The sequence below is a fragment of the Variovorax rhizosphaerae genome (assembly GCF_037889975.1).
GTDB classification, from domain to species: Bacteria; Pseudomonadota; Gammaproteobacteria; order Burkholderiales; family Burkholderiaceae_C; genus Variovorax; species Variovorax rhizosphaerae.
The window spans coordinates 32,997-55,582 of record NZ_JBBKZT010000008.1 but is presented as its reverse complement, the minus strand read 5'-3'; the positions used below and the strand labels follow the sequence as shown (position 1 = coordinate 55,582).

Here is a 22,586-nt window from a genome sequence, read left to right as displayed (position 1 = left end):
GGGCTCATCCGGGACCGCCGGAATGCCACATGCCGCTGCGTGCGCTGTCTTCCACGATGCTGACGATTTCCGACGCGACGGCTGACACGGCCCGGCCCGGTCCCTTGGTCCGCGCCAAGGCCATCGAGACGACCCGCTGGAGCGTGGGCGAGACGATCCTGGCGGCTTGCAGCCGGCCCTCCTGCACCTCGGTCCATACGGCGTGGATGGGCAGCACGGTGTAAAGCCGGGCCTCGGCGACCGTCGACCGCATGAGCGGCAGCGAATCGGCCTCCAGCACCGGCGCCAGGGTGATGTGCTCCTGGCGCGCCATCGCGTCGAGGGCGGTGCGCAGGCCATTCGGCGCGCTCGGCAGGATGAAGGGCAACTCGTGCAGCGACGCGAAGGGAAGCTCCGGCTTGGCCGTCAGCCGGTCGCCCGCAGCCCCGATCAGGTAGCTGTCGACGGTGGCCAGCGCTTGCTCCTGCTCGTGCAGCGCGGTGCCGTAGCGATAGAGGATCGCAATGTCGACGCGCCCATCGGCCAGCCATTCCTCCACCTGTCCACTGGAGCCCTCGAGGATCTTGAGCTGGATGCCGGGATGACGCTCGCGCAGCTGCTTGAACAGGCGCCCGACGATCGGATTGGTGATGGAGGGCAGCGAGCCGATGGTGACCCGCCCCGCGGGCTCGCGCGCCTCGCCGTGGATCTCCAGCTCGAGTTGCTCGGCATCGGAGAGCAGGGCCTTGACCAGCGGAAAGATGCGTTGCCCCACGTCCGACAGCGCCACGCCGCGCCCGGTGCGGTTGAACAGGCGCGCCTTGCATTCCCGCTCCAGCGCGTTGAGGTGACGGCTCAACAGCGACTGGTTGCTGTCGAGGAACAGCGCCGCGCGCGTCAGGCTCCCAAGCTCGGCGATGGCCAGGAAGGCGCGCCACTTCTGCAGGTCCGACGTGATGTCGAGTTGGATTTGGGTGGCTTTGCCGGATTGCATGGGGCCTTGCTCGCAGCGTGGGGTGCGCCCATTGTCCAGCGTGCGGGCGGCAAGCAAATGCCGGCTTTCCCTCGGGAGAGGCTGAGCGCTACCGCGAGATCTTTCTCTCCACCGACCCCACGCGCCCATCCCTGATGGTCACGGTGGTCAGCGTCTGTTCATCGCGCGGGACCCGCCGCCTGCTTCTCATCCGGCGCCGCCGCGAGGATGCGCGCGGCAAGCACGTTGAACTGCCCCACATCCACGGCGTTGCGCTTGTACCAGAGCCGGCTGTTGTCGACGCGATGGACGACCACGATGTCCCGCGTCCGGTCGACCAGCATGAACTGCCCGCCGGTCCCGTCCGCAAGCACCAGCGGGTTGCTGGCGGGGCGCCATGCGGCGAAGGACGTGTACGGCACCCACCACATGTAGCCATAGCCGTTCCCGCCCGACACCGCGCTGTACGACTTCGTGCTATCGCGCAGCCAGGCGGTCGACACGATCTGGCGGCCGTTCCACTGGCCGTCGCGGCTCACGAGCAGCCCGACGCGCGCCAGGTCCCGTGCGGACAGGTACATCAGGTAGGCGGGGTGGTCCGAGACGCGCTCGTACTCGAACTTCGTGTCTTGCGCATAGCGGAAGTCCTCGAACTGAAGGGGTTCCGCCAGGTCGGACTTCAGGGCCTGGAACACGTTCTTGCCGGCGCGGCGCTGGAAGATGGCGCCGAGCGTGTTGAAGTCCCAGTTGTTGTAGTACCACCAGGTGCCCGGTGCGTGGCTGCCGCGTTCGGGCCGCCGCTTCTTGGCATCGGGTGTTTCGTAGGCCGCCTCGTGATAGACGCCCGAGCGCGATTGCAGCAGTTGCCGGACCGTGGCGGTCCGCTCGACCTCGGACAGGCCGCCCTTGTCCGTGATGTCGAGCGTCGCCAGGGTCTGGTTCAAGTCGATCGCGCCGCGGTCCACCTGGATGCCGAAGAGCACGCTCAGCACGCTCTTGCGAACCGACGCGAGGTTCATGGGTCGACGGATGTCGCCATAGGCATGCACCAGCACGCCGCGGTGGATCACCAGGTAGGCGTCGGAGCGAGCCCAGTCGGCATAGTCATCTGCGAGCTTGAGCTTTTCTGCGGACCAGCCGTTCGGTTGCCCGGCGGTCGCGGGTGTACTCCACGATGCGCCGGGAAAGGCCTGCTGCGCGGCCACCAGCGCGGGCGCGGCGATGCACAGCGCCGCCAGCACGCGAGCGGCCAGGCGCGCCAAGCCACCGATTCGTGTGCGCGAGGGGAAGGGCTGGGTCAGTCGCATGGCTGGAAGCGCTTGCATTCGTCGACGACGTGGATGGCCGTCAACACGTTCTCGCCGTCCACACGCCGTGACGTGAACTTGACCCATGCACCCTCGGGAATGTCGGCCAGCAACGAGCGGTCGGTCACCCGGAAGGCCTGCGTCATGAAAGGCAGCTTCGCGCTGGGCAAGAGCTTCAGGCGGACATAGAACCTGTTGTCCGTCTCCTGCAGGAAGGACGCGACGCGCGCGCGTGTGAACACGGTGGCGCTTTGCTTCGAACCCGACTCACTCGAGGTTGCAGGTTGAGCGACTGCACTGCCGATCGCGATGACGGCCAGGGCACTCGTGACGGCGGTGCGCAGCGTGTTCAAGACATGTTTCTCCATGGAGATCGTGATGCCGAATGTATGTCGTCGATGGTCGGCTCCGATCTCGGGTTTGACCGGTATCGACCATCAGGTTGATCCACGGATGGCTTTGCATGTCGACGCCCGAACGCTTGGCCGGCGTTTGTTCACGCGCCGGCCGGGATGGCGGCTATGGCGCATCGACATGCGCAAGCGCAACGCACTTGCGCGCCAGGATGTCCGTCGGGTCGAGCAGGACCACCTGCGTTCCGGCGACAGGGAAAGCCGCCGACTGCGCAAGCAGCAGCGGCAACTCCGTGCAGCCGAGGATCACCGCCTGCGCGCCCCGCTCGACAAGATGGGCGAGGGCCAGCATCAGGTCGTCACGGCATTCGCCCTCGGTGAAGCCGGCCTTCACACCCTTCTCGCCGTAGATGGCGTTCATCACGCGGGCCTGGTTCGCCTCGTCGGGCGCGATGGCCTCCAGTCCGGCGCCTTCCACAGCCTCGTGGTAGACGCGGCTGCCCAGCGTGCCGGAGGTGGCCAGGAGGCCGACCCGTTGGCAATCGGGATGGTGTTCGCGCAGATGGCGCACCGTCTCGTGCAGCATGTTCACGATCGGTATCGACAGGTAGGGCTGGATGCGCTCGACGAAGGCATGGGCCGTGTTGCAAGGGATGGCGATCAGGTCGGCGTCGCCGGCTTCCAACTTCTTGCAGGTGGCGTACAGCGCCACGGTCGGGTCGGGGCCGTCGCCGATCAGGTTGGCCGTGCGGTCGGGTATCTGCGGGTTCTGCTCGACCACGATCTTGATGTGATCCTGGTCCCGCGCCGCCGTCGTGTTGAGCACGATCTTCCGCATGAAGTCGGCCGTCGCCGCCGGCCCCACGCCACCCACCACGCCCACCTTGAAGGGCCGGGCCTTCGCGCTGCCCGTGTCCGTGACGGCGTGGGCGGCGTAGACGCGGTTGGAATCCACGATCGGCACTCCGCGCTCGCGCAAGGCCTCGATCACGATCGGGATCTCGGTGAAGCCGGGCACGATCAGTTCGGCGCCCTGGTCCAGCAGGCTGCGGCAGGCACGTTCCAGCAGGTCGATTGCCTCGCCCTGCAGGTGTCCAGACTTGATCCCGTTCGCGCCGTAGATGGCGGGCATGAGGGCCGCTTGCTGCACATCCGGCGCAGGCTGGATCACGGTCAGTCCCGCCCGCTCGAAAGCGATCTCGAAAAGCCGATGCCGCCGGACGCGGTCCGAGGTGAGCACGCCGATGCGACGTGCCTCCGCATAACGCCGCTGCACGTGCGAAACCAGTGCATCCCGGATGTCGAGGATGGGCACGCGCACCTCGTTGGCGATCTCGTCGAGAAAGGTGTGGCTGATGAAGCAGGGCAGCAGCACCGCGTCGGCCTGGCGCGCCTCGAAGTGCCGGATCATGTCGAACACGTACAGCTTGCGCGCCGTCAGGCTGGCCTCCTCGGCGCCGGCCGCTTCAGGCTCGTCGAAGGGGCGCTGCTCGAACATCAGGTCGTACTGGTCGCGGCCGCTCGCGGACGGTGTGGCCTGCACCAGTTTGAAGAAGATGTCGGCCGCGCCGAGCGCGCCCAGCCCGCCAATGATGCCGATGCGTTTGCGCTGAGGGTTCATGGTCGAGATTCTGCGGAGGATGTGGCGACCATCGCATCTTAGGGAGGCGAGGACGATCGGGCGCGTTTCCTGCTAAGCGACGGGTACCCCCATTGCCGCCGAGATCCTCATGACCACCTTCCGCCCCACGCGGCGCACCGCGCTGCAATTCCTGGCCGCCGGCGCCGCCGCGTCGGCGCTTCCCGCATTCGCCCAGTGGCCCGACAAGCCCATCAAGATCATCGTGACCTTTCCGCCGGGTGGCTCCAGCGACGTGCTGGCGCGTCTGATGGCGGAGCAACTCACGAAGAAGCTCGGCCAGCCTGTGGTGGTCGACAACAAGCCCGGTGCGGGCGGCACGATCGGCGGAGTGCAAGTCGCCACGGCCGCGCCCGATGGCTACACGCTGATGCTGTCGAACACCACGCCGATCGCCCTCGGCCCGTTCACGCTGGACAAGCCACCGTACGACCCCGCGACCGGCTTCAGCCACATCGCCTACCTGGGTGCCGCACCGCTGGTCATCATGGCGAGCAAGCCGTCGGGCATCAAGACGTACGCGGAGTTCGATGCGCTCGCGCGCAAGGACGGCCGTATGGACTTCGGCTCCGGCGGCCCCGGCTCCATCGGCCACATCTACGGCGAGTTGCTCAAGAAGACGACGGGGATCAACCTGGTGCATGTGCCGTACCGCGGTGGGGCGCCCATGACCACCGACCTGATCGCCAACACGATTCCTATCGGCATCGACGTGATCACCTCCTACGTGCCCTTCTTCAAGAGCGGCCAACTGGTGCCGCTGGCCGTGACCAGCACCCAGCGCTCGCCCCTGATGCCGGAGGTTCCGACCATCGTGGAACTCAAGCAACCCAAGCTGGTGCTCGAAAACTTCTTCGGCCTGTCCGGCCCCGCCAAGCTGCCCGCGGATGTCGTGACGAGGTTGAACACGGCTTGCAACGAGGTCCTGGTGATGCCCGAGATCCAGAAGAAACTGAATGACCTGGGGATCGTGGCCAAGCCTGAAACCGTCGGGATGTTCAACGATTTCGTGAAGGAGCAGGTGAGCGTGCTGGGGCCGACGATCAAGGGGGCGGGGATCAAGCTTTAGGGAGATTGCGAAAGAGCATCATCCCGTCGCGGCTTCCGGGTTCCCCGCAGGCTGCACGCTCCAACGCAACCGCCACCTTTCCACCCACAACCGCAGCCCGCGGTACCTGACCAGGTAGCGCAGCCCGATGACCGCCGATGCCAGCCCCGCGGCGGCGGCCACGCCCAGCGCCCAACGCGGGCCGAAGGTGTCGGCGACCCAGCCCACCAGCGGTGCGCCGATGGGCGTGCTGCCGAGCAGCGTTGCCATCAGGATCGCGATGACGCGGCCGCGCAGCGCGGGTTCGGTCGAGAGTTGCACCAGGCTGTTGGTGGTGGTGGTGAGGGTCTGTGCCGCGACGCCGGTGACGATGAGGACGATGCCGAAGGCCACGGCATTCGGCATCAACGCGCCTGCGAAGGTGGCGCAGCCGAACAGTGCCGAGCCGACCACCAGATGGCCGAGGCGCGGCTGCGCGCGGCGCGCCACGAGCAGCGCGCCGGTGACCGACCCGATCGCCATCGTGGAAGACAGCAGGCCGTACTGCCCGGGTCCACCATGGAAGGCGCCGACCGACATGGTGGAGATGAAGATCGGAAAGTTCAGGCCGAAGGTGGCCACCAGGAAAAGCATCGCCAGCACCGCACGCAGATCCGGCCGCGCCCACACGTAGCGGAAGCCTTCCATCAGGCTGGCGCTCCGGCGCCCCGCCACATCGGGCCGCGCGAAGAACTCGCTCTTGCGCAGGCAGGCCAGCGAGATCAGCACCGCCACGAAAGACAGCGCATTGAGCAGGAAGGCCGTGCCCGGACCGGTCGCCGCGATCACCATGCCGGCCACGGCCGGACCGACCATGCGCGCCGCGTTGAAGGAGGTCGAGTTGAGCGCCACCGCGTTGGAGAGCTCGGCGTCCGACACCAGTTCGGCGACGAAGGTCTGGCGCGCCGGCGCGTCGAATGCCGCCACGCAACCCATCAGCAACGCGAACACGTAGACATGCCACAGCTGCGCCATGCCGCTGAGGGTGAGCAGGCCCAGGCCGAGCGCGAGCGCTCCCATCGAAGCCTGCGTGACCATCAGCAGCTTGCGCCGGTTCAGCCGATCGGCTGCGAGTCCGGTGAAGGGCAGCAGCACCAACTGCGGACCGAACTGCAGCGCCATCACGATGCCCACCGCCGTCGCGTTGTGGTCGGTCAGGTGCGTCAGGACCAGCCAGTCCTGCGCCGTGCGCTGCATCCAGGTGCCGATGTTGGACACCAGCGCACCGGCCGCCCACAAGCGGTAGTTGCGGATGCGCAGCGAGCGGAATGTCTGGCTCAAGGGGTGTCCAGCAGGCGCTGCAGCAGCTTCACGGCGGCGGCGAGCTGCTTCTGCTCGGCCAGCGAATAGCGCGCGGAGATCGTGCGCTGCAACCAGTCTTCGCGCGCGGCGCGCACCTGGCGGATCATCTTGCGGGCCTGCGGGGTGAGCGACAGCAGCGTGCGCCGGCCGTCGGCCGGGTCCGGCGCGCCCTTGACGTAGCCGGCCTCGATCAGCGATGCCACGGTGGCGCCCATCGACTGGGAGCGCACGCCTTCGGCCGTCGCCAGTTCGGTCACGGTGGCGGCCACCTGGCGCTCCAGCCGCAACAGGACGGCACGCTGGGATTCGGTCCAGTCGGCGACCGAGGCCTCCTGCCGCAGCCGACGTCGCAACTGCGACGCGAGCATGCGCAGGTCGACGGCCAGGGCGTGGGCGGCTTCGGTGGACGGGTCGGCCAGTGGGGTGGGCATGCGCTCGGGTTTCGTCGAATGACGATTGAACAGGACAACTACGAAGTTTAGCTTCCTAAATTGACCCTGGCCGGAACTCGACCATGCCCCGCAGCAATCTCCCTGCAACCTGAATCCTTCGCGACCGTCATGCCCAGCGCTTCCATGCGGTGCTGGTCACGACGATGGCGGTGTCGCCTGGCTGCGCACGCCGGCGCGTTTGCCGGCCAGGTCTCGCGGCCCCGGCCCGCCGATGCTCAAGCGCGAACTGCCTCGACACCTCCCGCGAACTTTTCGGCATGGGCCCGGAAAGTCGCGTTGCGCTGGTCGAGCGCTTCCTGTGTCGCGGGCACCATGATCGGACCGCCCTCGTGCGCAAAGGCCTGGCACTGCTCGACGTAGGGACGCAGGCGCTCGTGATGGATCGGGGATGCGGCGGCCATGTCGCCACCGCAATCGGTCCACGTCGTCGCCAGTGTCTCCGCGGCCACCATCGCCAAGGTGGTGCCCATGCCTGACAACAGCGCGGCACAGTGGCCCGCATCGCCGATCACGGCCACGTTGCCCTTGGTCCAGCTGGGCATGTGGGTCTGGCTCACAGAGTCGAAGTAGAAGCCCTTCGCGGCGGGGTCTGCGAACGCCGCGCGGATCTCGCGCACTTGCCAGGCGTCGACGCGCGACAACAGGCCGTCGATGATCCGCCGTTGGCTGGCCGCATCACGGTAGTCGTAGTCGATCTCGGGACTGGCGCAGAGCACGAAGGCCTGCGGACCGTCGCCCGCATCGCGTACGGCGATGGTCAGGCCGGGCACGTTGAGCATGCCGCGCTTCCATGGGCGATCGTTGGGGAGGTCGAGGAGCGCCACGTAGTACCCGAAGTGACGGACGTAATCCCTCTCCGGGCCGAAGACGAGCTTGCGCACGTTGGAGTGCAGGCCGTCGGCGCCGACCACCAGGTCATAGTGGCCCTGCACGCCGTCCGTGAAGGCGACGTCCACGCCGGCGGGACCGTCGGCGATCGAAGCAATGGAGGTCATGAAGCGGAAGGCTACGTCGTCCGGAATCGCGCGCAGCAGGATCTGGTTGAGCCGGTCGCGCGAGATCTCGATGTCCTCGTCGGTCTCGTTGGCGAACCAGCGCAGGTCAAGGGTCGCGACCTGTTTCCCCGTGGCGTCCAGGACCGGCGCGGGATCCGTGATGACGACCTTCTGGTCATCGATCTGCCGGAGGATGCCCATGCGCTGCGCCGTGCCGAGCGCGCGTCCACGCACGTCGATCGGCGCACCGCCGGGACGCAGGCCATCGGAACGCTCGACCACCGTCACCCGGTGACCGAGACGGGCGAACCACCAGGCGGCCGAGAGGCCGGCCATGCTGGCGCCGGAGATGAGGACGTTCATGGTGCTGCTCCTGAATGTTGTATGCGGGGACAGGGACCTAACCCCTGAACGACTTCGCCATGTCCACCACCGCCTGCTTGTCGAAGGCATTGATCTCGTCGATCAATTCGTTGGAGAACAGGCGGTTCGGGTCGCCCAGCTCCTCGGCCAGCTTGGGGTTCTTGCTGCTCTCGGCGGCCATCTCGATGTTGGCCTTCCACTCGGCCAATGACATGGCGCCCATGCGCTGGTCCGGGTCGTCGGGGCGGCGCATCCAGCTGTTCTTGCGGTCCTTCAGGATGAAGGCCAGTTCCTTGCGCGCCTCGTCCTCGGTGCGCCCCTTCGGCTTGCTCTCGGGGTACACGGACCAGTGCAGGTCGATGCCGGCGTCGAGGTTGGCATTCGAGAAGATGGTGGACTTGGCGATGCCGCGGAACAAGGCCACCAGGTTCTTGCGCTCGTCCTTCAACAGCTTGCGCGGCACGCACATCCAGCCCGAGCCCAGCTGGGCGAACTTCGGCGTGAGGGGCACGTAGCGCAGCTTGGTGCCGACCAGCTCGATGCGGGCGGTGGCGGTGTCGAAGGCCACCATCGCATCGACGCGCTCGTTGTCGATGGCAGCGCCGGCCGGCGCGCCGTCACCGATGGCGATGTACTCGCACTTGTCGTCCTTCAGGCCCAGTTCGGCCAGCATGGTCTTGGTGATCACGACGCCGCTGTCGCCCTGGCTGCGCACCCCGATGCGCTTGCCCGCCAGGTCGGCCACCGTCTTGATCGGGCTGCCGGGCTTCACGACGATCGTGTTGGCATTGCGCGGCAGCCACTTGTAGACGCTGACCAGGTCCAGCGACGGATCCTTGGCCATGGAAGGCAGCAGGATGCCGGGCACGGCGGGGCCGAATTCCACATGGCCTGCGCGCAGGCTTTGCAGCGCCTGGGTCATGCTCGACATGTTGACGTACTCCACATCGACGCCGCCAGACTTGTAGAAGTTGAGCCGGGGCGACTGGCCGGCGGTGACGAAGCACTGCTGCGGATCGTTCACCGCCGCGGTGTTTGCCACCCGCATGATGCGCACGTTCTGCGCCAGGGCCGGCAGGCCGCCCGTGAGTCCGAGGGCGCCCAGGCCCAAACCGAAATTGCGTCGTGTCAACATGGTCCACTCCTTCGCCGGACTGCGCCGGTCATGCGTTCAAGAAAAGGTTTGTGCGGCTTGAATCGCGCGCCGCAGCCAAGGGGAGCAATGCCTGTTCGTGGGCACCCGCGGAACCGGTTTTGCCGGGCCGCAGGGTGCGCCTCCTTGAGGGGTGCGCCGCAGGCACATTCGGAGGTGGGCCACATTTCAGGCGTTCACCGTGCGCTGCGAGGCGTCCGCCGGCATCCAGTGCAGCACGCGCCGTTGCACGCGCCGCAACAAGCTGGTCAGCGCAATGCCGATCACCGAGAGCACGACGCACACCGCGAAGCTGCCGCCCGTGTCGGCTTGCGCCTCCATCTGCAGGATCAGCACCCCGAGCCCCGCCTGCGCCCCGACGAATTCCCCCACCACCGCACCCACCACGCTGAAGGCGGCGGCCATGTTCAGGCCGGCGAAGACGTAGGGCAGGGCGCTCGGGAACTTGGCCTTGCGGAAGATCTGCCACGGCGTCGCGGACAGCGAGCGCAAGAGATCGATGCGGTCCGGGTCCACCGCCTTGAACCCCGCGATGCTCGTCACCAGCACCGGGAAGAAGGTCAGCAGGCAGATGATCACCACCTTGGAGCTGATGCCGAAGCCCAGCCACACCACGATGATCGGCGCCACCGCCACTTTGGGCACGCTCTGCAGCGCGGCCACATAGGGTTCCACCAGCGCCTCCACCTTCGGCATCTGCGACACGATGATGCCGATGGCCAGGCCGATGCCGCTGCCGATCACGAAGCCCAGCAGGATCTCCGCGAGCGTGACGCCGCCGTGGTACCAGAAGCCGTCCTTCGCCATCGGCCCGGTGGCCAGGCCGCGCCACAACGCGACCGCGATGTCGCTCACCGGCGGGACCAGGTGCCTGGGCAACTTGAACACGCGCACGGCGGCTTCCCACGAGCCCAGTAGCGTGAACAGCAGCAGGATGGATTGAACGCGCGTGGAGGCCAGCGGATTGGTGCGGCGCGGTTTCGGCGGCGAGGCCGCGACGATGGCCGGGCTCGTCTTGCGGACGTCAGTTTGCGGGGCGGATTCGGCGTTCATCGTGGCAGTGGTCATGGCAGCACCTCTTTTTCTTCAATCAAACGAAGCCGCATGCGAGAAGCGCTCGCGGATGGAAGCGGTCGCGGCGGCAAAGGTCGGGTGCGACATCACCTCCATCGTTCGCGGCCTCGGCAAGTCGATGGGCAGCACGCGCTCTAGCGTGCCGGGCCGGGGCGACATCACGAACACCTTGTCGCCGAGGAATACCGCCTCGGGGATGGAGTGCGTGATCAGCACCACGGTCTTGCCGCTCTCCATCCAGATGCGTTGCAGCTCGAGGTTCATGCGCTCGCGCGTCATCGCATCGAGCGCGCCGAAGGGCTCGTCCATCAGCAGGATCTTGGGGTCGTGCAGCAGCGCCCGCGCGATGGAGGCGCGTTGCTGCATGCCGCCGCTCAGCTGCCGCGGCAGCTTGTGCTCGAAGCCTTCGAGGCGGACCATCTGCAACAGTTGCATGGCCCGTTCGCGCGCCTGCTTCCTGTCGATGCCGAGCACCTCGGCGGGCAGCATCACGTTCTCGAGGATGGTGCGCCAGGGCAGCAGGATGGAGCTCTGGAACACCACGCCGACGTCGCGCCGCGTGCCATGGATCGGCTGGCCGTCGAGCACCACGTTGCCGATGTCGTAGTCGAGCAGGCCGGCCAGGATGCGCAGCAGCGTGCTCTTGCCGCAGCCGCTGGGACCGACGATGGTGACGAAGCTGCCTTGCTGGATCGTGCAGTCGATCTGCTTCAACGCGAGCACGCCGTCGTTGCCTGCGCCGAAGTTCTTGGACAGGCCTTCGATGCGGATGTAGTCCGACTTGCCGGCTGCAGACTGCGCGGGCTTTGGAAGCGTGGTGTTCATGCCTTGACTCCTTGAGGGCTCAGAAAGCGGACCATGTGATGGGCGAGGACCTCAGGCGCCTGCATCGAGGTCACATGCCCGATGGCCGGGAGCAGCACGGCGTCGGCGCCACGGATTCGCCCCGCCATGGCCAGCGTCACCGAAGCAGGCACGACGCGATCGAGTTCACCGGCCAAGACCAGCGTGGGGGCGACGATGTCCGCCACGCCGTTCTCCAGTGTGCTCGCTACGGTGGCGGCGCGCCGTGCGGAACGCGCCGTAGCGGGCCGTGCGTTGGCGAAGATGCGCCGCAATTCCGGCCGTTGCGCGAGAAAGGCTTCGGGGAAGAACCAGGTCGCCAACTCTTCCGCCGTGCCAGGCAAGCCGCTGCGCAATTCGGCCAGGCGGCGCGCGTCCGGGCACAACTCCTCGTACGGACGGGGCAGTGGCCAGGTGCTCGCGAGCACCAGGTGATCGACCACCCGTGGATACAGCAAGGCCAGCGCCTGCGCCACGCGTCCACCAAACGAAGAGCCGAACACATGCGCCCGCTTGAAGCCCATCGCCTTGATGAACAACTGCGCATCGTTGGCCAGATCGGCCAGCGTGGCCGCGCGCTCGGGGCCTTCGGTCTCGCCGCAATCGCGCTGGTCGTAGGTGATCACGGTGAAGTGCTTCGACAGGTGCGGCACCAGCGCGGCGAACATGCTGCGCGAGGCTTCCGCGCCGTGCATCAGCACGATGGCGGGGCCCTGGCCCGTGCGTTCGAAGGCGATGCGAACCTCGCCGGCCTGGACAAAGTCGGTCATCGTGCGCTCCCTGGTTCCTGGTCCATCCAGAAGGTCATCTCGATCTTCAGCCCGCGCGGGTCGTGCAGGAACAATTGATGAATGTCCCACCCCGGGATCGGTGCCTCGGCGAAGGGAACCTCCAGTGCAGTGAGATGCTCGCGCATCTCCTCCAGGCCGCGTGAACGAAAGGAGATGTGGTCCAGGGGGCCCGTGACCGGTTGCACCGATGCGTCTGCCTTCGAAAGGTGCGCGTACAGATGCACGATCGGCTGCCCCTCCGCATAGAGCCATGCGCCCGGCGCCGGGATCTCCGGCCGCGCGCCGACCTGCAGGCGCATGACGCGGGTGTAGAAGTCGACCAGCGGCGGCAGCTCGTCCGGCGTACAGCGGATCGTGAAGTGGTGCAGTGCGGTGACGGGCATGGTCAAGCCTCCACGGGGTTGCGTAGCGATGCCCCGATGAACCGTTGAGCGAGGTCGGGCGCCACCGGCACCCACCGCGCGGCAGCCAGCGCCATCAGGCGGATGCCGAGGATCTGTTGCGGCAACCAGCGCGCACAGGTGCCGAACACGTTGAAGGTTGCATAGCAGAGGTTGCCCCGCAGCAGCGGCACGTTGACCACGCTCTGCAGGCCCTGCGCATGCATCAGCTCGAAGTCATCGAAGTGGCGCGCCAGTTCGTCCGCGCCTTCGCCGATGAACACACGGCCTTGCACGAACAGGCATTCGGTCCACGGCGTGAGCGTCTTGCGCTTGGCACCGTTCACCGGATAGCGCTCTGCTTCCGACGAGTAGAAGCGGCTCAGCCGGATCTCGTCGGCTGGGTCCTGCGCCGTCGTCACATTCTGCTGGATGCTGAAGATGCTCTCGCCTGCGATCTGGCGGCGGCAACGGTCCACTTCGCGCAGGGCGTCGTCGGCGTTTCGCGCGTCGGCGAGTGCATCGAGCAGGGCGGCGATCGGGGCCGTTTGCATTGACGTGGTGGTTGAAGGCATGGACAAAGTCTAGGCATCCCGAATCACCAAAATGCACTAAATTCTGATGACCCGATAACCGTGGAGTTATGACGATGCCCAGCGTTCGCGACCCCGCCACCGACCTGCAGCACGCATTGCTGTCCCGCCTGAAGCTGCGCCAGTTGTCATTGCTGGCGGCCATCGACCGCCATCGCACGCTTGGTCGCGTGGCCGCCGAAATGCGCTTGAGCCAGCCGGCCATCACCAAGGCGCTGCACGAGGCGGAGGACATCTTCGGCAGCAGGCTGTTCGAGCGCACCAGCCGGGGCCTGGTGCCGACGCCGAGCGGGGAGGCCGTGCTGCACTACGCGCGCCGATGGCTGGCCGAACTGGAGGCCACCTCGCGCGTGCTCACCTCGCTCGGCGCCGGCCAGAGCGGTCGGCTGCGCCTGGGCCTGACGCAGCAGGTGCCGCAACGCTTGCTGTCCGCCGCGCTGACGCACTTGCTGGACCGCACGCCGCGCATGGCCGTGATGACGCGCGAAGGCACCACCGATGAACTCGTCGCCGGCCTTGTCGCGCGCGAACTCGATTGCGCCATCGGCCGTTCCTACGACGGCGACGCGACGGGCCTGGTGCAGGAGGCTATCTACGAGCAGGCGCCTTGCCTGGTCGTGTGCGCCAAGAGCGTCAAGCGGCTGTCGCGCGGGCCGCTGGACTGGGCGCGGATGGCGCAGCTCGACTGGATCCTGCCACCTCCCAACACGCCCATGCGCCGCACCTACAACGCGATCTTCGTCGGCGCGGGCGTGCAACCGCCGCTGCCGATGCTGGAGACCACGTCGATCCGCAGCATCGAGATGGTGCTGCGCACGGAGCCCAACGCGGTCTCCATCCTGGCGCGCGACGTCGTGGCCGAGATGGCGCGCTCCGGGCACTGCGCAGCGCTGCCCTACCGCATGAGCTGGAACCTGCCGCCGGTGAGCTTCTTCACGCTGAAGGAACTGGAGGCACACCCGACCGTGCAGTCGCTGAGGGCCGCGGTAGGGGAGGTTGCGCGGGCGCTGCAGCGAGAGGCTGCCTGATCGAGCGAGCCTCCTCAAGATCCGGGGCGGTTCAGGGTCCGGTTCGCTTCCCCGACTGCGTATCGGGTACTTGGTCTGCGGGGCACTCGTCTGATGTGGCTCCCGGCCAGTGACTCTCACATCACTTGGGGAGGCGCACCTGCAGGAAGGTGCGCATGATGGCGTCGCACTGGAGAAGCGAAGGCAAGCTTCGATCAGAAGGAAGCTGCGTCCGCCATTGGAGTCCCGTCTGTCTTGATGGAGGTTCGGAATGCTTGGATCCGCCACCTTGGAAATGGCCATCGGAATGGTGTTCATCTTCCTTATGCTCAGTCTTGTGGTCTCCGCGATTCGAGAGGCCATCGAGGCGCGACTCCAGGATCGCGCCAAGCTGCTGGGACGTGGCCTGAAAGAGGTGCTGGGCGGCGACGCCCCGTTGAAGTCAGGCACAGGCGTGCAGGGCGATGAACTTATTGTGAAGTTCTATGGCCATCCGCTGATCGAGTCGCTCTACTCGGGGCCGTTTGACAAGAAGCTCCTCCAGTACAAGCGCAATACCTTGGGCCTCTGGATCCCCAAGTACCTCATGAGCTTCTTCGTGGGACGGACAAAGATGCCGGCCTACATTCCTGCGCGCTCGGCAGCGCTTGCGTTGCTGGATCTCGCGCGTACGCGTGGGCTGGCTCAAGGCAACGGCACTAACTCCACAGCGGTGGCCCTCGGTGAGCTCAAGCTGAGCGAGGTGCGCTTGGCGTTGCAGGAACAGAAGGATTCCAGGGTTGCGCGAGCACTGCTCGCAGCGCTGGCGGAGTCCGGCGAGGATGTGGAAAAGGGAGTGAAGGCGGTTCAGGATTGGTACGACGGTTCGATGGACCGTGTATCGGGCTGGTTCAAGCGGGAGACCCAGCAGATTCTTTTCGTGCTGGGCCTGGTCGTGGCCGTTGGCCTCAACGTCGATGCGATCTTCATGGTGAAGTTCCTGGCCTCCAATGAGGCGGTTCGGACCCGGCTGGTCGAAACGGCCGTCGAAAGTGCGAAGTCTCCGGAGCGGAAAGCCAGTGTCGATAGGCTTCGGGCGCCGGAAGCGCCGTCTGCGCCGGCGAGCACTTCCCCGGAGGCCCAAGGCACGCCGGGGACGCCCGCAGAGCCAGGAAAGCCATCGGACCCCGATGCGAACGTGACCAAGGCAATCGACCGCTTTGTGAAATTGAGCCTGCCGATCGGCTGGACGCAGACGCAGTGGCAAGAATTCAGGAGGCAGGACTGGCAGGTGATCGCGTGGTCAGTGGTCGGCTGGTTGTTGACGGCGTTCGCCCTGTCGTTCGGGGCGCCGTTCTGGTTCGACGTCATGAACAAGTTGATGGTCATCCGCTCGACGGTGAAGCCGCACGAGAAGAGCCCAGAGGAAGCATCGGAGGACCGGCAAAGGACCAAGAAAGCTTAGGCCTCACGAGCGCCGCAGCGGCCCTCGACATCGTCGAGCCGTCCGCCGGACCGTTGCCATACGTGACGGGCCTTGCCTGTGGAAAGTCGCGCATGGCCGGGCGGCGGCAGCAGCAAGGAGGGTGCGACCAGCATGGCGGACTGCAACAGATGACTTCGGTTCACCTGGGTGGTTCTCGCTACTGGTTGTCTGGTCATGCCGTTCATTCGTCGCCCAGGCCGATCGGACTCGGCTGGCGCTTTTCGATCGCATGGCGCAGCAGCGCGGCGCTGCGGAAGATGCCGTGCGCGAACTTGCCGTAGGGCAGGGTGGCGAAGAGCGCCATCACCGCGCCGAGGTGGACGCACAGGAGCACGGCCAGGGCCGGCGTGCCGCGTCCCGGCCACAGGGCCAGGCCACTCGCGCTGGTGAGAAACAGCAGTGCGATGAAGCCCAGGTCCATCGGCTTTTGCGCGGCGTCGGAATGCAGCGGATGGCGCCTGCGGTTCAGCCGCCACAGGCCAGCGGTGCCGATCATCAGGCTGACGCCGCCGGCCACGCCGAGCAGCTTCGGAAGGCTGGGCCATTCGTAGGGCGCGACCCAACCGAAAACATAGTGGTAGAGCGTGGCGACGCCCGTGGCCGCGAAGCACAGCAGGAAGCCATGGAAGGTGAAGTGATGAAAGCGCCGGCGCCACAGCGTGAAGGCGTCGTCCTCGTTGTTGCAGCCTTCACCGTGCCCGCCATCCAGGTATTTCAGGCGCAGCACGGCATCGGTGGCCTCGGCTGCGGCCGGCCCGTTGATCGGTGCGCCGCCGGTGGCCGGCGTCACCTCGCGCCAGAAGCGCCGCACGCCCATCGTCAACGCCAGCGTCGCGTACAGGAACACCGGCGCGAACATGCCGACCAGCAGGTTGTGCGGAAACAGCTGGTAGAAGCTGCCGCCGAGCCCGCCTCCCCACAGCGTGCCCTTCATGGCGACCGCCAGGATCAGGAAGAGCGCGAGGCCGGCCGACAGGGCCAGCGACAGCGTCAGGCCGTTGCGCTGGTAAAGGCGGCCCAGCGCCGGCGGCCAGGCGTAGTCGGCATAGGTCTGGCCGCGCACCTCGGCCATGGCCTTGGGCACGTTGACCGCGAACTCGTGTGGCGGCGCGTACTGGCAGGCATGCAGGCAGGCGCCGCAGTTGTGGCACAGGTTGGCCAGGTAGTGGATGTCGGCTTTGCCGAACTCCAGCCGCCGCGTCATCGCCGGGAACACGGCACAGAAGCCTTCGCAGTAGCGGCACGCGTTGCAGATCTGCATCTGGCGGCCGACCTCGGCCTCCCGCGCATTCAGGATCGGGATCACCCGCGTGCCGCCGTTGGCCAGCATGCTGGCCTCGCGGGTCAGGACTTCAAGCGCTTGCATGGTCGACTTTCCTTGTGGCGGCGGCAGCGGCCGCCTGTTGGCCGGCGATGCGGCCGAAGGCGGTGCCGATCGCCATGCCGACGCCCGCGGTGTAACCCTTGCCGAGTACATTGCCGGCCATCATTTCGCCGGCCACGAACAGGTTGGGGCTGGGCCGGCCGCCGAAGTGCACCGCAGCGCGGTCGTTGATCTTGAGTCCCAGGTAGGTGAAGGTGATGCCGGGCTTCAACGCGTAGGCGTGGAAGGGGGGCGTGTCGAGCGGTCGCGCCCAATGCGTCTTGGCGGGTGCCAGGCCTTCGGTGTGGCAGTCATCCAGCGTCGTGTGGTCGAAGGTGCCGACGCGGCAGGCGGCGTTGTAGGCCTCGACTGTGTCGACGAAGGCCTGCTCTGGCAGCGCAAGCTTGCCCGCGAGTTCGGCCAGCGTGCGGGCCGTGGTGCCGGGAAACACCGGCGGCATGAAACGGCCGATCGCCTTCTGGTCGATGATCGAGTAGCCGACCTGGCCCGGCTGCTGTGCCACCAGCCGGCCCCAGATGGCATAGCGCTTGGGCCAGAAGTCCTCGCCCTCGTCGTAGAAGCGCTCGCCCTCGCGGTTGACCACCACGCCCAGCGACACGCAATCGATGCGGGTGCAGATGCCGCCGTCGTAGAGTGGCGCGCGGGCATCGATGGCGACCATGTGCGCCTGCGTCGGATCGCCGATCGCGTCGGCGCCCGATTCGATCATGTGCTTGAGCAGCACGCCCTGGTTGAAGCGGGTGCCCCGGATCAGGAAGTTGTCGGCCGGCCATTCCCCGCGCTCGTTCACGCCCCAGGCTTCGCGCAGCCATTCCAGGTTGGATTCGAAGCCGCCCGCTGCCAGCACGCAGCTCCTGGCTTCGATGCGCTCGCCGCTGGTGGTGCGGGCGGCGACGAAGCGATCGCCATCGCGCTCGATCGACACCACCGGCGTGTCGTAGCGGACCTGCACGCCGAGCTTTTCCGCGCTGCGGAAGTAGGCGTTGACCAGGGCCTTGCCGCCGCCCATGAAGAAGGCATTGGTGCGCGCCACGTGCAGCGCGCCCGACAGCGGTGGCTGGAAGTGCACGCCATGCTTTCGCATCCAGTCGCGGCAGTCCGACGAGGCACGGATCACCAGGCGGGCAAGGTGCTCGTCGGTGAGGCCGCCGGTCACCTTGAGCAGGTCTTGCCAGTACTCTTCTTCCGGGTAGGCATCGACCAGCACGTCCTGCGGTGCATCGTGCATGCAGCGCAGGTTGCGGGTGTGCTGCGAGTTGCCGCCGCGCCAGGCGCGGGGGGACGATTCGAGCAGCAGCACGCTGGCGCCTGCCTCGCGCGCCATCAGCGCGGCGCACAGGGCGGCGTTGCCGCCGCCGACGACCAGGACATCGATCATGGGGTTTGCCTCTTTGTGGGGATGAGGCGACTGTAGGCAGCAACGGCTGCGCGCGAAACAGCGAACCCGGCAACGGGTCTTCAGTGTTCGTGAAGGGTGGCGCCGGGCCAGCGGCCATCGCGCACCAGGGCGCGTGCCACGTCGGTCAGCACCACGCGGGCCGCCAGCGCAGCGGGTGACAGCTCGTCATTCGACACGCTGGCCAGCAGGTTGCTGCGGCCGCACTGCGCATCCGCAATCACGGCCTGTACCAATTTGCCGTCGCCGAGGCGGGCAGTGACTGCACCGGGCTGGATGGTGGCGCCGCGGCCGGCGCGCACCGCTTCCATCAACAAGGCGAGGCCGTCGATCTCGGCGACCACGTTCGGCGTGACGCGCACCCGCGCAAAGGCGGCCTCGATCAGCGCGCGCAAGCCGTGCGTGCCGCTCGGCAGGATCAGCGGCAGCGTCCCGATCTGCGCCAGGCGGACGCGCGACTTGGCCGGCAGTCCCGGCAATCCGGCGGCGCCGATCACGTAGAGCCGCTCGTCCAGCAGCGGCATCACGCTCCAGCGCCGAGCGGTCTCGGTCCGGAACAGGATCGCGAGGTCCAGTTGGCGCGCGTTGAGCATGGTGGCCAGGTGCCCCGACAGCGCCTCCACCAGGTGCAGGCGGACGGCGGGATAACGCTCGCTCATCGCCTGCATCAGCGGCACGCCGAGCACCGAGGCGGTGGTCGACGCCAAGCCGATGCTGACGTGGCCGGAAAGCCGGGCCTGCTGCGCGGCGCGCACCGCCTCGTCGGCATGCCGCAGCGTGAGCTGGGACTGCTGCAGGAAGGCAAGGCCTGCGTCGGTCGGCGTCACGCCGGTCGACTGGCGCTGCAGCAGACGGGTGGACAGTTCGCTTTCCAGCCGGCTGATCTGCTGGCTCAATGCTGAGGTGACGACGCCCAGTTCCAGCGCCGCGCGTCCCATGCTGCCGAGCTCGCACACCTTGACGAAATATCGCAGTTGCCGCAGTTCCATGGCCGTGTCCAAAAAGTCAGCGCATGCCGATCATCCCCAAAAGGCAGTCTTCGGGGATCAATAGGATCAATAGGATCAATAGGATCAATGGGATCAATGGGATCAATGGGATCAATGGGTGCCCACGCCGTCACTGACGCAGCGCCACATGGTGGACAGCCGGGCTCCAACGATCTTGCGCGACGCAGTGAGCAGTCCCCGCGGGTTTGCGCGCGCCCCGGACGGCTTGTTCAGAACCGCCAGAGGGCCGCGCACCGCCGCTCAACGCTTCTGGCAAAGGCCCAGCGCCACGGTCGCATCGGTGCAGGGCCTTTCCTTCGGCGCCGCCACCGCCGCGGCAGCACTCGCCGGCACAGGGGCCGCAGCCGGTGCTGCATCCACCGGTGCGGCACTTTCGATGAGTTGCTTCGATGTGGATCGGTGCTCGATGATGACCACGGGGCGACCGGGCTCCGATGGCGTTGCGGTCTTCTGCCCGAGGTTGGACGTCAGGTTCTTCAGGGGCAGGCTGCCGCCTTCGGGCCGGAGCGCATACCAGTACGCAAAGGCGCCCACGACCAACAGCACGAACAGCACCAGCAGGCCCTTGCCCTTGAGGATGCCGTTGCTCGGCTCCGGCTTCCAGGGCGGCAGGTACATCGCCGCCGACGCCTCGCGCGAATCGGCGAACTCGGAGGCCACGGTGTTGGCGGAAAAGCGGTAGCCCGAGAACCTGCCCTTGCAGCCGATGCAGTGTTTCGCGCTGTCCTTGTTGGGGGAGTGGCACGCCTCGCAGAACTTGGTCATGGCGCAAGTCCCGCGAATGGCGCCGGTGTGGGCGCGGCCGGCACCACCGGCGTGTCCGCCGCAATGAGTTCACCAGGTGACTGATCGGCGCTGAAGGCGGGCATGCCCAGGTGGAGGAAGGTAAGAAGTTCGCATTATGTTCTCGCAGTTGGCCTCACGGCACCGCGGGTTTTCTCCTCCTGACCAGCGGCGATCTGCTGGCCTCAAGCCGCCAGCACGAAGGCAAATGCTGCCGAAGCGTCGTACTGGCTCTGCCGGCCCCATCCGTTGTTGATCGTCGTCGCCACGTAGAGGTACTCCGCGAAGCCGGCCACGTCGCAGGTGCCGAGCGCCGCTGCCACCGTGATGGTGACCGGGGCCGCTGGCGCAGGCACCGGCCCGCCCACGGCCAGCAGCTGGTTCACGCCCTTGATCAGCGAGAAGGACCACGTCGCGTAGTTGGCGGGATGCGTGGCCGTCAGCGCCATCGTCACCGGGTTCGGATTGGTCTTGACGCCGTAGTGCAGCAGGCCGCAAACCGTGTCGGCGCCAACACCGCTGATGGTCGGCGCAGCGAGGGCGGCGCTGCAGGACTGGTTGTTGACCATGATCGTCAACGGCGTGCTGCTCTCGATCACGGCGCCGGTGCTGGTGGTGAACTCGACCGTTATCGTGTGCAGCCCGTTCGACAGGTTGGTCGAGTTGGTCAGCATGCCCAGCGACGGGTTCATCCACAGGAACAGCTCGGCGATCGGATGCACCGGATAGAAGTTCGGATTGCTTCCCACGTTGACCGGCCCGATGGTTTGCAGCACGTAGGTGGTGCCGTTCCACTTGTAGTCGGTCCAGGCGTCGTTGCGCAGCACGCCGTCGATCTTGACGCGGTAGTACTTCGCGCCGTTGTTGGCCGCGCGCTGGAAGTTGATCATCAGCGGCAGCGTGCCGCCGAAGGGCACGTTGGTCACCGGGAAGAAATAGCCCGGGTCGGTGGTGGCCAGGCCGCTCGCCTGCACCTTGTCGAAGGGAATGAAGCCGATGCCCATCAGCAAGGGCCCGGTCGCCACGAAGGGCGTGAACTCGACCTTTTCGACCACCTGGTCGCTGCACACCAGCATCTGCCCCGTGCCGATCATCGCCACCGATGAAGGGCGCGCAGGCACCCCGCCCACGACCAGCGCGGTGCCGCCACCCAGCGCAATGCTCGTGATGCGATTGGCCGGGTCGCGCTCGGCGACCAGCAGCGTGTTCTGCGACGCATCGGACCAGGTGAGATAGAAGGGGGCCACCAGGCCGGTGGCCAGCTTGGTGGTGGCGCCATTGCTGATCTGGATGCGGCTCACGCGGCCTGCGTCGGGGCCCGTGGTCTGCTCGCTGACATAGGCGAACTGCAGGTCCGAACTCAACACCAGGCCGACGGCGTTCTGCAGGTTCGACACCACCGCGGTCTTGGCGCCGCTCGTCAGGTCGACGCGCCACAGCCGGCCGGGCGATGCGAATTCGACGACATAGGCCGCGTTGTGCGCCTCGTCGAGGAAGATCTGGTGCGGCGCATTCATGCCGGTCGTGATCACCGTCGCCGCAGACCGGTTGGCGCTGGCCAGCGCGACGCGCACCAGCGTGCCGGTCCGCTCCGTCACGTAGGCATGCAGGTTGTCGATGCCGACCTTGACGTCTTCCGGCTGGGTGTAGCCGGTGCCGATCACCGCATACGCCGGGGTCGGCTTGTAGGTGACCCACTGGATCTTCATGTCGTAGCCGTAGGTGACGACCTTCACCTTGGCATAGTTGCCCTGGCTGGTGCGCACCGCGAACACGTCGCCGTTCACCAACTTGTTGCTGGCGTCGTTGTTGCCGGGGATCGGCGCGGTGCCGTAGATCAGTGTCTGCAGGTTGCTGGCGCCCAGCGTGGTGAAGCTGACCACGCCCAGGTTGACGATGCGCGCCGTGTTGCGCACCGCCATCTGCCGCGCCGTGGCGGTCATCTGTTCCCACCAGATGTCGTAGCCCGCGCCGGTGCCGCCCTGCACGCCGGTGTCGAGGTCGAAGGTGAAGGTGCCCTTGAGGATGGTCGTGCCCGACGACACGATGGTGGCCGAGGGCAGCAGGTTCAGGCGCGACAGCTTGCCGGCGAACTCCACGAAGACAAGCTGGTTCTGCGCACTGCGAAAGCTGCTGCCGATGGCGCCGCCGAGTCCGGACACGAGCGGGGTTTGTGTGGTCATTTGAATCCTCCTGATGACCGCGTCGTCGTCGGCGAAGTGCCTTGCGCAATCGCGGTGACGATGTTGTATGCCTG

General features: G+C 66.9%; 21 protein-coding genes. 3 read left to right on the top strand and 18 right to left on the bottom strand.

The genetic code is table 11. The features are described from left to right. Positions 1-4 precede the first annotated feature (4 nt). From WKW82_RS17810 to cuyB, 4 genes are all read right to left on the bottom strand, one after another. Complete coding sequence (locus WKW82_RS17810; protein WP_340343656.1) at positions 5-973, bottom strand: LysR substrate-binding domain-containing protein; 969 nt, start codon at positions 971-973, stop codon at positions 5-7. 158 nt (positions 974-1,131) lie between these two features. Then, a complete protein-coding gene (locus tag WKW82_RS17805; protein ID WP_340343655.1) occupies positions 1,132-2,259 on the bottom strand; it encodes a serine hydrolase domain-containing protein in 1,128 nt (375 codons plus the stop codon). Then, positions 2,250-2,612: a copper-binding protein gene (locus WKW82_RS17800; protein ID WP_340343654.1), complete on the bottom strand. Its 363-nt coding sequence runs from the start codon at positions 2,610-2,612 to the stop codon at positions 2,250-2,252. Before WKW82_RS17800 ends, WKW82_RS17805 begins: the two co-directional genes overlap by 10 nt. Before the next feature lie 166 nt (positions 2,613-2,778). Continuing rightward, the gene (gene cuyB, locus WKW82_RS17795) at positions 2,779-4,233 is read right to left on the bottom strand and encodes a cysteate racemase (RefSeq protein WP_340343653.1); all 1,455 of its coding nucleotides are present in this window, start codon (positions 4,231-4,233) and stop codon (positions 2,779-2,781) included. 109 nt (positions 4,234-4,342) lie between these two features. On the opposite strand from cuyB, the gene WKW82_RS17790 reads away from it, so the two are divergent. After that, positions 4,343-5,320, top strand: a complete 978-nt coding sequence (locus WKW82_RS17790) for a Bug family tripartite tricarboxylate transporter substrate binding protein (protein ID WP_422823509.1) — start codon at positions 4,343-4,345, stop codon at positions 5,318-5,320. Between the two features lie 18 nt (positions 5,321-5,338). Here the strand turns inward: WKW82_RS17790 and WKW82_RS17785 are convergent, their stop codons facing one another. The 9 genes from WKW82_RS17785 to WKW82_RS17745 all read right to left on the bottom strand — a co-directional run bounded on the left by WKW82_RS17785 (position 5,339) and on the right by WKW82_RS17745 (position 13,245). Then, positions 5,339-6,619, bottom strand: coding sequence for an MFS transporter (locus WKW82_RS17785; RefSeq protein ID WP_340343652.1), 1,281 nt, complete (start codon positions 6,617-6,619; stop codon positions 5,339-5,341). Then, positions 6,616-7,071 carry a MarR family winged helix-turn-helix transcriptional regulator gene (locus WKW82_RS17780; protein ID WP_340343651.1) on the bottom strand — a complete coding sequence of 152 codons (456 nt, stop codon included), beginning with the start codon at positions 7,069-7,071 and terminating at the stop codon, positions 6,616-6,618. Before WKW82_RS17780 ends, WKW82_RS17785 begins: the two co-directional genes overlap by 4 nt. Positions 7,072-7,307: 236 nt before the next feature. Beyond that, positions 7,308-8,450, bottom strand: a complete 1,143-nt coding sequence (locus tag WKW82_RS17775; RefSeq protein ID WP_340343650.1) for an FAD-dependent monooxygenase — start codon at positions 8,448-8,450, stop codon at positions 7,308-7,310. Between the two features lie 37 nt (positions 8,451-8,487). After that, a complete protein-coding gene (locus WKW82_RS17770) occupies positions 8,488-9,585 on the bottom strand; it encodes an ABC transporter substrate-binding protein (RefSeq protein ID WP_340343649.1) in 1,098 nt (365 codons plus the stop codon). A 186-nt stretch (positions 9,586-9,771) separates the two neighbouring features. Then, entirely contained in the window at positions 9,772-10,671 is a 900-nt protein-coding gene (locus WKW82_RS17765; protein ID WP_340343648.1) for an ABC transporter permease, read from the bottom strand. An 18-nt stretch (positions 10,672-10,689) separates the two neighbouring features. Next, the gene (locus WKW82_RS17760) at positions 10,690-11,502 is read right to left on the bottom strand and encodes an ABC transporter ATP-binding protein (RefSeq protein ID WP_340343647.1); all 813 of its coding nucleotides are present in this window, start codon (positions 11,500-11,502) and stop codon (positions 10,690-10,692) included. Then, entirely contained in the window at positions 11,499-12,290 is a 792-nt protein-coding gene (locus tag WKW82_RS17755; protein ID WP_340343646.1) for an alpha/beta fold hydrolase, read from the bottom strand. Before WKW82_RS17755 ends, WKW82_RS17760 begins: the two co-directional genes overlap by 4 nt. Continuing rightward, the gene (locus WKW82_RS17750; protein WP_340343645.1) at positions 12,287-12,694 is read right to left on the bottom strand and encodes a VOC family protein; all 408 of its coding nucleotides are present in this window, start codon (positions 12,692-12,694) and stop codon (positions 12,287-12,289) included. The genes WKW82_RS17755 and WKW82_RS17750 overlap by 4 nt, the downstream gene beginning before the upstream one ends. Positions 12,695-12,696: 2 nt before the next feature. Beyond that, positions 12,697-13,245: a GAF domain-containing protein gene (locus tag WKW82_RS17745; protein WP_340343644.1), complete on the bottom strand. Its 549-nt coding sequence runs from the start codon at positions 13,243-13,245 to the stop codon at positions 12,697-12,699. 95 nt (positions 13,246-13,340) lie between these two features. Between WKW82_RS17745 and WKW82_RS17740 the strand changes: the two genes are divergently transcribed. Both WKW82_RS17740 and WKW82_RS17735 read left to right on the top strand, forming a co-directional pair. Next, the gene (locus tag WKW82_RS17740) at positions 13,341-14,312 is read left to right on the top strand and encodes a LysR family transcriptional regulator (RefSeq protein ID WP_340343643.1); all 972 of its coding nucleotides are present in this window, start codon (positions 13,341-13,343) and stop codon (positions 14,310-14,312) included. Positions 14,313-14,580: 268 nt separating this feature from the next. Next, positions 14,581-15,735 carry a hypothetical protein gene (locus tag WKW82_RS17735; RefSeq protein ID WP_340343642.1) on the top strand — a complete coding sequence of 385 codons (1,155 nt, stop codon included), beginning with the start codon at positions 14,581-14,583 and terminating at the stop codon, positions 15,733-15,735. A gap of 202 nt (positions 15,736-15,937) precedes the next feature. Here the strand turns inward: WKW82_RS17735 and tcuB are convergent, their stop codons facing one another. The 5 genes from tcuB to WKW82_RS17710 form a co-directional block, all read right to left on the bottom strand. Next, a complete protein-coding gene (tcuB, locus tag WKW82_RS17730) occupies positions 15,938-17,122 on the bottom strand; it encodes a tricarballylate utilization 4Fe-4S protein TcuB (protein ID WP_340343641.1) in 1,185 nt (394 codons plus the stop codon). After that, a complete protein-coding gene (gene tcuA / locus WKW82_RS17725; RefSeq protein WP_340343640.1) occupies positions 17,109-18,518 on the bottom strand; it encodes an FAD-dependent tricarballylate dehydrogenase TcuA in 1,410 nt (469 codons plus the stop codon). Before tcuA ends, tcuB begins: the two co-directional genes overlap by 14 nt. Positions 18,519-18,598: 80 nt before the next feature. Next, positions 18,599-19,525, bottom strand: a complete 927-nt coding sequence (locus WKW82_RS17720) for a LysR family transcriptional regulator (protein WP_340343639.1) — start codon at positions 19,523-19,525, stop codon at positions 18,599-18,601. 261 nt (positions 19,526-19,786) lie between these two features. Next, positions 19,787-20,311 (bottom strand): hypothetical protein, encoded by a 525-nt coding sequence (locus WKW82_RS17715; RefSeq protein WP_340343638.1) that lies wholly within the window; start codon positions 20,309-20,311, stop codon positions 19,787-19,789. Between the two features lie 203 nt (positions 20,312-20,514). Continuing rightward, on the bottom strand, positions 20,515-22,512 hold the full coding sequence (locus WKW82_RS17710; protein WP_340343637.1) for a YncE family protein: 1,998 nt from the start codon (positions 22,510-22,512) through the stop codon (positions 20,515-20,517). Between the last annotated feature and the right edge of the window lie 74 nt (positions 22,513-22,586).